Here is a 12,416-nt window from a genome sequence, read left to right on the forward strand (position 1 = left end):
TCGGTTTTTTTCCGTTCACCTACTTAAATGCAGATAATTAAATATTGAAGATTGCTATTTTCTCAATAATTGTTTTTGAGTGTTCAATGATTTTATGGATTTTATGACCAAAAAACGCATTTTAGTTACAGGTGCAAGTGGCTGTATCGGTCACTACATAAGTGAAGCCCTAATTCAAAATACTGATCATGAATTATATCTACTAGTTAGAAACCCAAATAAACTACAAGTTGATACTACAGCCCGTCCAGGGATCACCATTTTACAAGGTGATATGCAGGAAATTACTAAGTTTTCTAATTTACTAAAAACGATTGATACGGCAGTACTAACAGCGACATCTTGGGGTGGGGAGGGCATATTTGATATTAATGTCTTTAAAACATTAGAGTTGATGAACCTGTTAAATCCAGAAAGATGTCAACAGGTGATATATTTTTCCACTGCTAGTGTATTAGATTACAACAACCAACCACTAAAAGAAGCCGGAGAAATCGGTACAGATTATATCCGCTCTAAATATGATTGTTTACACAAAATAGAAAAATTAGCTATTTTTCCCAAAATTACCACTGTTTTTCCCACCATTGTTTTAGGTGGTGATGACAACAAACCTTATTCCGCTGTCACAACAGGCATTCCCCAAGTTACCAAATATATTGATATAATTCGCTTCTTACAAGCAGATGGCAGTTTTCACTTTATTCATGGACGCGATATTGCTACAGTTGTGGAATATTTAATTGATTATCCTCCCCAAAAAGAAGAACCACGCCGATTTGTTTTAGGTCAATCGGGATTAACTGTTAATCAAGCCGTAAAGGAAGTCTGCGCTTATTTAGGCAAAAAGATTTACTTCCGCATTCCTCTATCTTTGTCATTAGCTAATTTGATTATTGTATTATTTCGGATTCAAATGGCTTCATGGGATAGATTCTGCATGAAATATCGTCATTTTACCTATGCTAATGCCATTAATCCCGCTAGTTTCAACTTACCAAATTACTGTGCAACCATGAGTGATATTTTAAAAATTAGCGGGGTGAAAAGTGGGATTTAGATTGCAACCATTTCCAGATAATTCAGAGGGAACAGGAAGCAACTCTTAACAGAAAAAACTCATGTTTAAAAACATGAGATTGAAATAATGACACTGTTTTTTTCGTGTCACTCTCCTTGTAAAAACATCCTTTTTTTTGACTGAGCTTTAAACTCTTAAACTTTAGTTTTTTATTTGTTCCCTGTTCCCTGTTCCCTGTTCCCTGTTCCCTTCTTTTGTAAGTGGGAGTTTTTTTAATAATCTTGTTTAAATGTCTGAATCAGGAGTGTATACTCAAAACGGCTTAATCATTTGATTCTATAGGTAAGGGTTTAGCAGTGCTAAACCCCTACACATCCAGGTTTTTCGTAATCTTACAAAAGTCCATATCCCAACCGTGTTTAGTATACATTAAAGAAACATCCTGTCAATCTTGATTCAGACAGTAGCTAGTTTTATCTACCCTATGCCTTTAATGTTAAGTCAATATTTTTGATGGAATTGATCTGACGAAATATAAAATGCCAGATTAGACCAATACCAATTAATCCTAAACCAATTAACCAATAGTACCATTCAATACAAAAAGCTAACAATAGCGAAGACGAAAAAGATAGCCAAGATATCCATTTCGGATACAACCGTTCCTCGTCACTTATCCGCAAAGCGGCTAGACTAACAATTGCACTTCGGTATAAAGCACCAAATGTACCAAAAGACCAAGTAACTCTTACGTCACCGATAAAAACTAGAAGGGCGATGGTGATACCTACAGCTATAACTGCTAAATTAGGTGTTGTCCCGGTACTGTTCAACTTGGTCAAAAAGCTAGGCATATCTCCACGTCTTCCCATTGCTAACAGCAAACGAGATACACCCAGAACTGTAGTTAATAGTATACTGAGCATAGAAGTAACAGCACCAACAGCTAATAAGTTGGAAACGATAGGAATGCCAAAGCTATCAGCTACTGCTTTTAAAGGTGCTGCATTCAATCTCGTCGCCTCTGCAAAAGCCTCTGCCCCAATTGATCCTAAGCTAACTACTGCCACGCAGATATAGAGCAGCATAGTAGCAACTATAGTGAAAATAATAGCTCTGGGTATGCTCTTTTTCGGGTCTACGATTTCTTCACCTACCATAGAAATGCGAGCCGCACCATTGTAAGAGACAAACATCAAAGCCACTGACTGAAGAAAATTAATTGTCCAATGATGAGAATTTGCTGGTGAGAAAGTAAATTTCTCAAACCCATGAGAAAAGCAGAAAAAGAAACCAGTAACAATTAAACAAAGTAGGGACAAGATTGTGATAGACACAACCACACTAGTTGATATTTTAGAACTCCGCATCCCCCCCAAAACAATGAAGGTGATTACAAATACAGCCACTTCCGCTACAGGTACTAAAAGACCAGCATCAGTGATACCTAGATTATTCAAAAGATAACCAGAAAATCCCAGGGCTGCTGTGGCAGCTACGGCGGTTTTACTTAAAAGATAGATCCAGCCTCCAGTAAAACCCAACCAAGGCGTTAAATATTTATAACCATATTCATAAATTCCCCCACTAACAGGATGATTAACAGCAAGTTGAGCAAGGTTGAGACTATTACAAGCTGCTAATAATCCAGCCACAATTAAAGCTCCAATCGCGGCTGAACCGGATATGCCCGCCGCAATGCCAATACTAACAAAAATTCCTGCGCCAATAACGGATGCTAATCCCATTATAGCTGCACTCAGCCAATCCAACTCTCGCTTGAGTTGCTTTGGCGGATTTTCATTTAACATAGTGTTCTCTTTGGATTGATCTAATTCCATAAGCGAGTGGAGACATGAACATTACCTGATAAAAGTAGGCGTACAGTTCGGACAATGCCCGCACGTTCAACAATCATGGCAGAATCGTGATTGCTCGTAACTAAAGAAACCTTAATTTTCCCTGAAGGATGTTCAATAATCACAATTTCATTTGCAGAACCTGTTGAATTAGTAATACCTTGGGCAACAGATCCTTTCAGGAGACTACAGCAACCAACACAAATTGCACCAGTCACCGCATGGGCGCTATGGCAAACATCGGGGACAAAATAACGGGAGGTAATGTTTCCCCCATGTTTTGGAGGTGCAATCATCGCCAATTTCGGAATCACACTATTTGCCACATTACCTAATCCCATCCGTTCACCAGCAATGCGGCGAATTTTTTCGATTCGTGCTAAAAAAGCGGTATCTGCGTCCAATTCTGCCTTTGTTTCATAGCCCGTCTTACCTAGATCCTTAGCCCGTGCTATGACCATAGGCATAGCGACATCAATACAAGTAACTTCAACTCCCTCGATTTCTTCACGGCAAGATCCTGTTGGTAAAAGCTGACCGGTTTTAGAACCGACAACTTCCATAAAGTTTAATAAAACTGGTGCTGCTGTTCCTGGTACTCCGTCAATGGACGTATTCCCATCATATATGACTTGACCTTGAGGAGTCAGGACTACAGCTTCAATTAATGAATTTGTATTAACGTTGCGGATTTTGACGGTTGTGGTCTGATCCATCGCTGTAACAAGACCTCTTTCAATAGCAGCAGGACCAACACCAGCAGCCATGTTACCGCAGGATGGACTCCAATCAATTTGAGATTGATTAATACTGACTTGACCGAAGAGAAAATCTATATCTGCCCAAGGATGATCTGATGGAGACAATATTGCAACTTTGCTAGTCACTGTTGTTGCACCGCCGATTCCGTCTATTTGGCGGTCATCTGGTGAACCCATTGCGGCCAGAATGATTTTGTCTCGGATGATCTCATCTGTTGGTAAATCTGACTGCAAAAAAAAAGGGCCACGGGATGTACCACTGCGGAAGAATAAACACGGAATTGCCAACTGTTTCATAAATCACCGCATGGGAGGTTGTCAACGTCACTATTGATTTTCTTTCGTCCCGAAGTATCGCTTTAATCTGAAAATAGAATATTACTTTACCAGAGTTCTCATTCTCACTTTGTCATCTTCTACAACGCTAAAATGACCATACCAATCATCACGCAATGCGATCGCTCTCACGACTTTTTCTGCTACTATTGCGCCAGAGGGTGCTTTTATTCTAAATAAAATAATGCCAGTTGTAGCAGGTAACTGTGAACGAAAAGCCAGTTATCCAAAATCTTTATCAAAGGTTAAGAGAATACGGTTTTCTGCTTGGGCGCGACTTAATACTTGAGGATCAGAAATACCAGGTGAGTCTGTTCTAATCCAAGCTACATCATGTCCGTTTTCTCTCAAAGCTTCAACCGCATCAAGAGGGAAATTTTCATTAGCTAAAAAACGCATGAGTTAAGCAGGAATAGCATAGACCTTTTCAGATTTTAAGGAAGCACTAGCATAGGCAAGACAGGCTTGGATATCTTCAATAGTAATACCTGGATAATTACGCAAAATTTCGTCATTACTCCAGCCTTGTGCAAGAAGATCAATAATAAATTCTACTGCTAGTCGTGTTCCTTTGATGATAGGTTTACCGACTAAGATGTTTGGATCAATGATAATTCGAGATTGCCAATCCATAGTTATTCAGAGTACAAATATATGAAGGTGTTTAATTAGTCTTCTACTAGAGGTGAGATCGCACTCCTCTAGTTTATCTCATGCGATCGCCTGATCATCCTAAACAAAGCACAGCCATCGCTCTCATGCAAATAAAAAAGGTGGGTTTATACAAAATCATATTTAGGCATACAATAGCTGATTGTGAATTTCATCAGCCATTAACGTATTTACCAAAATACCAACCCGTTGTGCGATTTCATAGGCATTTTTTTGAGGGACAACGATAATCCCAGAGTGCTGTTTGTCCTCCTCGATGTATTGAAAATGTAGTCGTTCAAAATCAACTCGGTTATGAGTGAGGATACATCTACCTAGAGAAGTTGCAAGTTCAAGCTGTTGAAGATCAGTTTTACCGAGGGTTGCTTGTTCAGGAACGGTTGTCACATCCAAACCACGAGAACGCAAAAGGGTGGCGACTAATGCGGACATATCTTCATCTATATAAAGTGCTGCAAAGATGGTCATAATGTGCCTAATGCAGCCTTTACAGCAGGATGTATTAATTCATTAGGTATTTGATTTCGTTCAATATAATCATTAATTTCTGCTTGATGATCTAAATAAAAACTCAAGGCATCAAATACTTGTGCGAGTGTTAAATGAGGTAAATGATTGGGGATTTCTTCTGGCATAATACCCAATCGCCATAGACCAACAATAGCACGGATGGATGTACGAGTACCTGTAATAATTGGCTCTCCACCTAAAATTTCAGGATTGCGCGTAACGTAGCGTGAGGAAGTTTCAGCAAACATAAGATAAGTTGCTCAATTAGTCTGATGTTTTCTCTAGTTTATCAATAGATTTGGTTATTCTGCGCCTTATGGCGAACTGACAATGTTTCTCAAGTTATTTGTTTCATTACCGTTTGATGATGATGCTTCTTTCATTTATGGCAGAATTCGTGCAGAATTATCAGCGAAAGGAATTATTATTGGTGCTAATGATTTACAATTTGTGATTTTTGTTTGAGAAATTGTTATTTATCATTTTCAGCAGCTTCTTCCTTATACTGTTTGTTTAGCATAGTATAAATTTGCATACATTGGGCTGGTTTGCGTTCAAATCCACTTTCAGCCATCTGCACAAATGATTTTAACGTATCCAAGTTGGTAGACCACTCATAACCTGCTTCCTTTCCCATTTTAGCAATACTAAAAATCATTGTTCCCAGGGTTTTTTCATCTTCAAAACATAGATTTTTTAGCTTTTTAAATTCCTTGTCGTAAAGTTCTAAGCTTGCTGGATCTTTTTTTCCATCAAGAATAGCTAAATTTTGACTCATTGGTTTTTCAGATATTTTACGTTCAACTTCAGAAGTTTCTTTTTGTGATTGCTTGACGCTTGTGCATCCTGCCAGTATTGCTACTAACAAACCTATAATAATTTTTTTCATACGCTCTACCTGGTATTGTCTATCTTCAATAAGATAACCGTAATATCACTAATTAAGGAATACCTACAATTTTATCTGAAACTGTCCAAGCAGCGTAGTTAAGTGCCTGTCGGATATCTTCATCTTCTAATTCTGGATAAGCTGCTAAAACTTCCTGAACCGAAAGGTTACTGGCCAGCAATTTCAAGACAAAGCTCACAGTGATACGCATTCCCCGAATTGTTGGTTGTCCAAGGCAAACGTTAGGATTAATAGTAATGCGATCTAATTGAGCCAGCACGGTGGGACTCCTGAAATATAAAAATTCTTTTTCTATTATATTATTTTAAGCGATTACGCCATTTTTTAGAGTCTTGAGAACAGTGAAACACCGTATATATAGTTACTAACTCAAGTTGCTAGTCATCTAATTGAGGTTGGTACTTCGACTATGGCTACACCACGCAGGCTATCGCTCAGTAACCAATGGGTAATTATTGATGAAATTCCGTCTTCATCCTGTAAATCCTTAAATCCTGGACATCCTGATTCAGACAGTTTCCCCATTCTCACATCCAACAGACAAATTGAGAAAAAAGTCAATTAGTCTTAATTTTGGTTACAGTTAGATCACAAATAAATCGTGAGGGGTGATACTATGCGTGTTTTGCTAGTTTATCCAATATTTCCAAGTACCTTCTGGTCCTATGAAAAAATCCTAGCACTCGTAAACAGAAAGGTGTTGTTGCCTCCTTTGGGTTTGGTGACAGTAGCAGCAATTTTGCCCCAAGAGTGGGAATTTAAACTTGTAGATCGTAACATCCGCGCCGCCACTGAAGAAGAATGGGCATGGGCAGATATTGTGATTTTCTCTGCCATGATTGTCCAAAAACAAGATTTACTGGATCAAATTCGGGAAGCAAAACAGCGTGGTAAGCTGGTGGCGCTAGGTGGTCCCTATCCTACCTCTACACCCCATGAAGTGGAAGCAGCAGGGGCAGATTACCTGATTCTCGATGAAGGGGAACTGACTTTACCCATGTTTGTGGAAGCAGTGCAGAAAGGTGAAAAATCTGGAGTTTTCCGCGCTACTGAAAAACCTGATGTCACTGGTACACCGATTCCCCGCTTTGATTTATTAGAGTTTAATGCATATGACATGATGTCGGTGCAGTTTTCGCGGGGTTGTCCCTTCCAGTGCGAATTTTGCGACATTATTGTATTGTATGGACGCAAACCCAGAACTAAAACACCTGCACAACTTTTAGCAGAGTTAGATTATCTCTATGAGTTGGGTTGGCGACGCGGTGTGTTCATGGTGGATGATAACTTTATTGGCAACAAACGCAATGTGAAATTGTTGCTAAAAGAGTTAAAAGTCTGGATGGCAGAACATCAATATCCCTTCAATTTTGACACAGAAGCTTCTATTGATTTGGCACAAGATCAAGAGATGATGGAGTTGATGGTTGATTGTGGTTTTAAAGCGGTATTTTTGGGCATTGAAACCCCAGATGAAGATAGTTTACAACTAACTAAGAAATTCCAAAATACTCGCAGTTCTTTAACTGAGTCTGTAGAAACTATCATTAAAGCTGGACTGCGGCCAATGGCTGGGTTTATTATTGGTTTTGATGGTGAAAAAGCAGGTGCTGGCGATCGCATCGTTAGATTTGCAGAACTAGCAGCCATACCCTCTACAACCTTTGCCATGCTGCAAGCACTACCCAATACCGCACTATGGCATCGTCTCACAAAAGAAGGCAGACTGCGGGAAAATAAAGACGGGAACATCAACCAAACTACGTTGATGAACTTTATTCCTACCCGTCCTCTGGAAGAATTGGCTAGGGAATATGTGGAAGCTTTCTGCGCTTTATATGATCCTGTTGCATATTTAGATCGCACCTATCGCTGTTTTATGATGTTAGGTTCTCCCAAATGGACAGCACCAGCAAAAACACCAGAATGGGTAGTTGTCAGGGCTTTACTAATTGTCATTTGGCGACAAGGTTTTAAACGGGAAACTCGCTGGAAATTCTGGCATCACTTATTTAGTATTCTCAAGCATAACCCCAAGGTAATTGAACAGTATGTTTCTACCTGCGCCCACATTGAGCATTTTATGGAATATCGCCAAATTGTGCGCGATGAAATCGAAAGCCAATTAGCTGCATATTTAGCCCAAGGTGCAGAAAAACCTTATGTTCCAGAAAAGAAAAAAGCACAAGCAGTAGCTTAATATCATTTTACGCAGAGGCGAAAAATTCCTCTGCGTACCTCTGCGTTAAAAAAATGCTATAACTGCAAAACTAGTACTTCTTCTCGTGGATAAACTAAGGTTTTTCCTACTGGTAAAATAGCTAAAGCATTTGTTTGGGCTAAATTAATTAAATTACCGGAACTATCATTCCCCTCGGCTTTGCGAAACTCGTAAACACCATTAATTAAATGTAACTTACCCCAAATATACGTTTCCATTTTACCATTAGAGTTTAATTGGGAATGCGATCGCACCTTTAAAAATTTTCCTTCCCAACCTTTAGCAAGTCCCGCCAGCTTTTTCATCGTCGGTTGTACAAATCTCCAGCAAGTCACTAACGCAGCCACAGGATTACCCGGTAAACCAAAGTAGAGTAAATTGGGGAAAGTTGCAAAAGTCAGAGGTTTTCCCGGACGCATTTGCACCGCCCGAAAGTGGATTTTTGCCCCTAGAGATTCTAAAGTACTATCAATATAGTCATACTTGCCGACAGACACGCCACCAGAAGAGAGAACAATATCAGCATTAGCGATCGCATAATCTATAATTTCTTTTAAAGCCGTAGGATCATCTTTAATAATTCCTAACAGCAAGACTTCTCCTCCCAATTCCCGCACCAAAGTAGCTAAAGCATACTGATTAGAATCAACTATTTGTCCTGGTTGCAGCGGTTCTTCCGGCATTACTAACTCATCACCACTAGAAAAAATTGCCACACGAGGACGACGAAAGACACCGACTTGATCACGCTGTGCAGCAGCTAAAACAGCAATTTCTGAGGCTGTTAAAATAATACCTGCTGGTAAAAGTTCTTTTCCGGCTTGATAAAAATCTCCCTTATGTCTGACAAACTCCTGGGGTTGAGGTGCTGCCAAAATAAACACGCGGTTTTCTTGCTGATGAGTGTTTTCTTGCATAATGACACTATCCGCACCAGCTGGCATCATTGCACCTGTAAAAATTCGTGCTGCTTGTCCTGGTTTAATAGTAACTTGGGGTTGATATCCCGCCGGAATTTCTTCTACAACTTCCAAAATAATTGGTTTATCAGTCCTCGCTTGCTGCACATCTGCATAACGCACAGCAAAACCATCCATTGCCGAATTATCCCAATGAGGAAAATCCAAAGAACTAATTATTGGAGTTGCCAAAATGCGATTTTGTGCCGTTAATAAATCAACAAATTCAATATCTCGCTGGTTATCCAACGGTTGCACAGCATTTAAAATAGTAGCTTCTGCATCTCTGACTGACAGCATAGTTAATGATGATAGTAAAATCTGGTTTATTTGCTAATCGCAATATAACATTAACAGTTGCACGTCCATTTTTGATAATGCCAGTTATCACGAATAATCACGCTCCATTTCTCCACTAAATGATGCAGCGACTTTATAACCAATACGAATCCCAAAAAGTCGAGCAAATCTGTTTTTATTCCGTAAATAATGCGCTGATTATATTCCTGTTTTATCAATAGCATATTCACCTGTTTCTATATCAATAATGATCATTTTACCGATGTTTTCTTCGGTTTCTACTTGCTGACGAATACCATTGTCATATAATTCTTTGGCACGTTTTGCAACTTCTTCGCTGCTGAGGAGAATGGCTTGCATTTTGTTTCATCCTTTTTCGTGATTAGTTTATTATACTTTATCAAGTATTTAATTTGATTAAGTAAGAGCGATTCCTACGGAGCGCTTCGCTATCGCACACCTTCACCATGAACTAAGAGCGATATCTTCGATAAGCTTCGCTAACGCACATCTTCTACTATTCTGTATGAGAAAAATATACTAACTTATACTAATTCAGCAGCTAAAAGTCTACCTTCAATCGGTTCATACTCATCTTCTAGTAACCATAACTTAGCTGTTTCATAACTATTACTAGAAAATACAACCTTATCACCCTGTTTAGGATCATAAATTCGACAATTTCCCTCACTATCACAAAGTAATAACAGAATATATGGAGGTGATAACATCGGATCTATCCATACTTCTGTAAATTCCCAGTTATTCTTCACTTGGTCTGGTGCGGGGTATGACGTGGTATTGGTTGTCTGCATTGATTTTTATCTCCCCATAATACTACTACCATCTGGACTAATTCTATAACCTATTGGTTGTGATCGCCTTTGGTACTGAGTTCCGCACAATCGCACTTCTTCCACCATTAACTAAGAGCGATCGCACTTCTTCCACCATTAACTAAGAGTGATCGCACACCCTCCACCATGAGCTAAGTAAGAGCGATCGCACTTCCCCCACTATTAGCCAACCAAAAGCGATACCTTCTGTCAGCTACGCGATCGCACTTCTCCACCATTAACTCAATAAAGGCGATCGCATTCCTTCACTATCAGCGCACCTCCCACTATAGCGATAGCCAACACTAAAAATGGATTTGTTGGGTTTCACTTCCTTCGAGTTCACCAAACACTACTAACTCATTCCAGTTAATCCAACACGCGCATCTCCAACATTATCCTGGTGTAGGTCATAACCCAAGTAGCTTAAATAAGCTTCAGGTTTTCCAATAACTCTAGGTTTACATATTGAAAATGGTTTAAAACCGTATTGATTGGCAATTCCTAGCTGCAAATCTCCCCCAATTTTTGGTTCATTCGGATCTTGAATATAATCTTGAATTATATGTTGAGGTATTCTAGATAAAGGTCTACCAGGTATATCGTCGCCGTTAAAAGCAGCTTGTATTTTTAAACATATATTATTTTTATCACAACCAAGATAAACAAAATCTTTCTTCTTTAAATCAGTAAATATTTCTTTTTTAAAGATGAAATAAATACCTTTTTTATCTTTTTCATGATGATGATAATGAAAGATATAGTATTTATTTTGAATAGGACACCATCCAAATAAAGCAACTTCAAATTCTGAACCTGGGTTCATGTATTCTTCAAAAACTCTATTTAAATACTTAGAAATGAATTCTGCTATATCCTCCATAGAAGGAGTATATGGTTGATCAGCTACTAAATTACTCAACAAAGGCATTAATGCTAAAAAAGAATTTTGTCCGAATAATGTGCTACCTGCAAAACAATAACCATAAGTGTGATAATGAGATATTTTTGAATAGCATCTATTTTCATCAGGATATTTACAAACTACTGGTAGTGTAAGTATCTTGACTGCATCATCAATTAAACGAGAGTATTTATCATTCCCTGTATCTGTTTTTTCTTTTTGTGATACGCGACTATCACCAGCTACCCATAAGCAAGGGTTATCAGGATTTTCGTCATTGAACCATATGGCAATAGCTGTCATTTATTTCTCTCCAATTTTTTTCTAATTATTGAAAATTCCTAGTTATGATTGATTTTAAAATCAACTTTCTATTCATTATACTCAACCACCACCGCAATAGCCGCAGCAATTTCTTCCATTATTTCACTCGAACATTCTCCAATCTTACGAATTAATCTTTGTACATCTACGCCGCGCAATTGTAAAATATCTACAGCAGAATCTTTTGACAAACTATTCTTGATATTGGCTTCAATCTTAACGTGCCAAATATTTTCAGAATAATATTCCTTCCAATCTGTAATTGGTGCAATTAATTTAATGGGTAACTTACCAACACCATCAGAACTGACAATTATAGCAGGTCTTACTTTTTTAATTTCTGCTCCCACAGTTGGATCAAAATTAGTCAGCCAGATATCACCCCGTTTAGGAATAGAAGAATTAGTAATCAATTAAGTCTCCCGTTTGTAATTCCTGCCATTCTGTATCTTGCTGGTAATGCTCTAACATTAAATCAGATTGTGCCGCTAAAATCTTTTTTCGTTCCTCTATAGGTAACTTTATAAGTTCACGACGGCTGAGAAACTGTTGTTTAAATTCATCAATATTTCCGGAAAAAGTGAGTTCACCATTTTCCTCTTCTCGCTTCGCACTTTGCAAATTTTGATAAATTTCCTCGCGGCGTTCTTCTCTTAAATATTGCTGCAATAACAATTGAATTTGTAACTTTTCTTCAATTGAAAACCCTTTTATTGCTTCTACCACATCAGTAAAAATCATAACTGGAAATACCTATTGTTACTTATCTCACTTAACATTTTAACCTATACAAAAACTTCTTT

The 12,416-nt window shown here is 38.4% G+C and carries 17 protein-coding genes and 1 pseudogene; 3 read left to right on the plus strand and 15 right to left on the minus strand.

What is annotated here, in order from left to right; all coding sequences use genetic code 11:
• Positions 1-103 precede the first annotated feature (103 nt).
• Positions 104-1,060 carry an NAD(P)-dependent oxidoreductase gene (locus ANA7108_RS0117785; RefSeq protein ID WP_026104277.1) on the plus strand — a complete coding sequence of 319 codons (957 nt, stop codon included), beginning with the start codon at positions 104-106 and terminating at the stop codon, positions 1,058-1,060.
• Positions 1,061-1,503: 443 nt separating this feature from the next.
• Here the strand turns inward: ANA7108_RS0117785 and ANA7108_RS0117790 are convergent, their stop codons facing one another.
• The 6 genes from ANA7108_RS0117790 to ANA7108_RS0117815 form a co-directional block, all read right to left on the minus strand.
• Positions 1,504-2,832, minus strand: coding sequence for an APC family permease (locus tag ANA7108_RS0117790; protein ID WP_042491162.1), 1,329 nt, complete (start codon positions 2,830-2,832; stop codon positions 1,504-1,506).
• 20 nt (positions 2,833-2,852) lie between these two features.
• Positions 2,853-3,938, minus strand: coding sequence for a 4-oxalomesaconate tautomerase (locus ANA7108_RS0117795; RefSeq protein WP_016952162.1), 1,086 nt, complete (start codon positions 3,936-3,938; stop codon positions 2,853-2,855).
• Positions 3,939-4,199: 261 nt separating this feature from the next.
• Entirely contained in the window at positions 4,200-4,376 is a 177-nt protein-coding gene (locus ANA7108_RS30720; RefSeq protein ID WP_016952163.1) for a DUF5615 family PIN-like protein, read from the minus strand.
• Between the two features lie 3 nt (positions 4,377-4,379).
• The gene (locus ANA7108_RS0117805) at positions 4,380-4,610 is read right to left on the minus strand and encodes a DUF433 domain-containing protein (protein WP_016952164.1); all 231 of its coding nucleotides are present in this window, start codon (positions 4,608-4,610) and stop codon (positions 4,380-4,382) included.
• 162 nt (positions 4,611-4,772) lie between these two features.
• A complete protein-coding gene (locus ANA7108_RS0117810; protein ID WP_016952165.1) occupies positions 4,773-5,117 on the minus strand; it encodes a DUF5615 family PIN-like protein in 345 nt (114 codons plus the stop codon).
• Positions 5,114-5,407: a DUF433 domain-containing protein gene (locus ANA7108_RS0117815; protein ID WP_016952166.1), complete on the minus strand. Its 294-nt coding sequence runs from the start codon at positions 5,405-5,407 to the stop codon at positions 5,114-5,116. Before ANA7108_RS0117815 ends, ANA7108_RS0117810 begins: the two co-directional genes overlap by 4 nt.
• 82 nt (positions 5,408-5,489) lie before the next feature.
• On the opposite strand from ANA7108_RS0117815, the gene ANA7108_RS29010 reads away from it, so the two are divergent.
• Entirely contained in the window at positions 5,490-5,624 is a 135-nt protein-coding gene (locus tag ANA7108_RS29010) for a hypothetical protein (RefSeq protein ID WP_016952167.1), read from the plus strand.
• A gap of 7 nt (positions 5,625-5,631) precedes the next feature.
• Here ANA7108_RS29010 and ANA7108_RS0117825 read toward each other — a convergent pair whose 3' ends face one another.
• The 3 genes from ANA7108_RS0117825 to ANA7108_RS31010 form a co-directional block, all read right to left on the minus strand.
• Positions 5,632-6,048 (minus strand): hypothetical protein, encoded by a 417-nt coding sequence (locus ANA7108_RS0117825; RefSeq protein ID WP_016952168.1) that lies wholly within the window; start codon positions 6,046-6,048, stop codon positions 5,632-5,634.
• Positions 6,049-6,100: 52 nt separating this feature from the next.
• Positions 6,101-6,328, minus strand: coding sequence for a DUF433 domain-containing protein (locus tag ANA7108_RS0117830; RefSeq protein ID WP_016952169.1), 228 nt, complete (start codon positions 6,326-6,328; stop codon positions 6,101-6,103).
• Positions 6,329-6,450: 122 nt separating this feature from the next.
• Positions 6,451-6,594, minus strand: a complete 144-nt coding sequence (locus tag ANA7108_RS31010; protein ID WP_237741527.1) for a hypothetical protein — start codon at positions 6,592-6,594, stop codon at positions 6,451-6,453.
• A gap of 91 nt (positions 6,595-6,685) precedes the next feature.
• On the opposite strand from ANA7108_RS31010, the gene ANA7108_RS0117835 reads away from it, so the two are divergent.
• A complete protein-coding gene (locus ANA7108_RS0117835) occupies positions 6,686-8,269 on the plus strand; it encodes a B12-binding domain-containing radical SAM protein (RefSeq protein WP_016952170.1) in 1,584 nt (527 codons plus the stop codon).
• Positions 8,270-8,325: 56 nt separating this feature from the next.
• Here ANA7108_RS0117835 and glp read toward each other — a convergent pair whose 3' ends face one another.
• The 6 genes and pseudogenes from glp to ANA7108_RS31015 all read right to left on the minus strand — a co-directional run bounded on the left by glp (position 8,326) and on the right by ANA7108_RS31015 (position 12,354).
• Complete coding sequence (glp, locus tag ANA7108_RS0117840) at positions 8,326-9,549, minus strand: gephyrin-like molybdotransferase Glp (protein ID WP_016952171.1); 1,224 nt, start codon at positions 9,547-9,549, stop codon at positions 8,326-8,328.
• An 87-nt stretch (positions 9,550-9,636) separates the two neighbouring features.
• Positions 9,637-9,909: pseudogene (locus ANA7108_RS27605) on the minus strand (hypothetical protein).
• A gap of 185 nt (positions 9,910-10,094) precedes the next feature.
• Complete coding sequence (locus ANA7108_RS0117850) at positions 10,095-10,364, minus strand: hypothetical protein (RefSeq protein ID WP_016952173.1); 270 nt, start codon at positions 10,362-10,364, stop codon at positions 10,095-10,097.
• A 376-nt stretch (positions 10,365-10,740) separates the two neighbouring features.
• Positions 10,741-11,592 (minus strand): hypothetical protein, encoded by an 852-nt coding sequence (locus tag ANA7108_RS0117855; RefSeq protein WP_016952174.1) that lies wholly within the window; start codon positions 11,590-11,592, stop codon positions 10,741-10,743.
• 68 nt (positions 11,593-11,660) lie between these two features.
• Positions 11,661-12,026, minus strand: a complete 366-nt coding sequence (locus ANA7108_RS0117860) for a type II toxin-antitoxin system PemK/MazF family toxin (RefSeq protein WP_016952175.1) — start codon at positions 12,024-12,026, stop codon at positions 11,661-11,663.
• Positions 12,016-12,354 (minus strand): hypothetical protein, encoded by a 339-nt coding sequence (locus ANA7108_RS31015; RefSeq protein ID WP_016952176.1) that lies wholly within the window; start codon positions 12,352-12,354, stop codon positions 12,016-12,018. The genes ANA7108_RS0117860 and ANA7108_RS31015 overlap by 11 nt, the downstream gene beginning before the upstream one ends.
• Positions 12,355-12,416: the final 62 nt, after the last annotated feature.

This window comes from Anabaena sp. PCC 7108 (assembly GCF_000332135.1).
Lineage (GTDB): Bacteria > Cyanobacteriota > Cyanobacteriia > Cyanobacteriales > Nostocaceae > Anabaena.

Bases quoted from the DNA above. Each gene is read 5' to 3' on its own strand.
- ANA7108_RS0117790 (WP_042491162.1), bottom strand. From the start codon at position 2,832: ATGTTAAATGAAAATCCGCCAAAGCAACTCAAGCGAGAGTTGGATTGG.
- ANA7108_RS0117855 (WP_016952174.1), bottom strand. From the start codon at position 11,592: ATGACAGCTATTGCCATATGGTTCAATGACGAAAATCCTGATAACCCT.
- ANA7108_RS0117815 (WP_016952166.1), bottom strand. From the start codon at position 5,407: ATGTTTGCTGAAACTTCCTCACGCTACGTTACGCGCAATCCTGAAATT.
- ANA7108_RS0117785 (WP_026104277.1), top strand. From the start codon at position 104: ATGACCAAAAAACGCATTTTAGTTACAGGTGCAAGTGGCTGTATCGGT.
- ANA7108_RS30720 (WP_016952163.1), bottom strand. From the start codon at position 4,376: ATGCGTTTTTTAGCTAATGAAAATTTCCCTCTTGATGCGGTTGAAGCT.
- ANA7108_RS0117850 (WP_016952173.1), bottom strand. From the start codon at position 10,364: ATGCAGACAACCAATACCACGTCATACCCCGCACCAGACCAAGTGAAG.
- ANA7108_RS0117810 (WP_016952165.1), bottom strand. From the start codon at position 5,117: ATGACCATCTTTGCAGCACTTTATATAGATGAAGATATGTCCGCATTA.
- ANA7108_RS29010 (WP_016952167.1), top strand. From the start codon at position 5,490: ATGTTTCTCAAGTTATTTGTTTCATTACCGTTTGATGATGATGCTTCT.
- glp (WP_016952171.1), bottom strand. From the start codon at position 9,549: ATGCTGTCAGTCAGAGATGCAGAAGCTACTATTTTAAATGCTGTGCAA.
- ANA7108_RS0117825 (WP_016952168.1), bottom strand. From the start codon at position 6,048: ATGAAAAAAATTATTATAGGTTTGTTAGTAGCAATACTGGCAGGATGC.
- ANA7108_RS0117805 (WP_016952164.1), bottom strand. From the start codon at position 4,610: ATGGATTGGCAATCTCGAATTATCATTGATCCAAACATCTTAGTCGGT.
- ANA7108_RS31015 (WP_016952176.1), bottom strand. From the start codon at position 12,354: ATGATTTTTACTGATGTGGTAGAAGCAATAAAAGGGTTTTCAATTGAA.
- ANA7108_RS31010 (WP_237741527.1), bottom strand. From the start codon at position 6,594: ATGGGGAAACTGTCTGAATCAGGATGTCCAGGATTTAAGGATTTACAG.
- ANA7108_RS0117835 (WP_016952170.1), top strand. From the start codon at position 6,686: ATGCGTGTTTTGCTAGTTTATCCAATATTTCCAAGTACCTTCTGGTCC.
- ANA7108_RS0117795 (WP_016952162.1), bottom strand. From the start codon at position 3,938: ATGAAACAGTTGGCAATTCCGTGTTTATTCTTCCGCAGTGGTACATCC.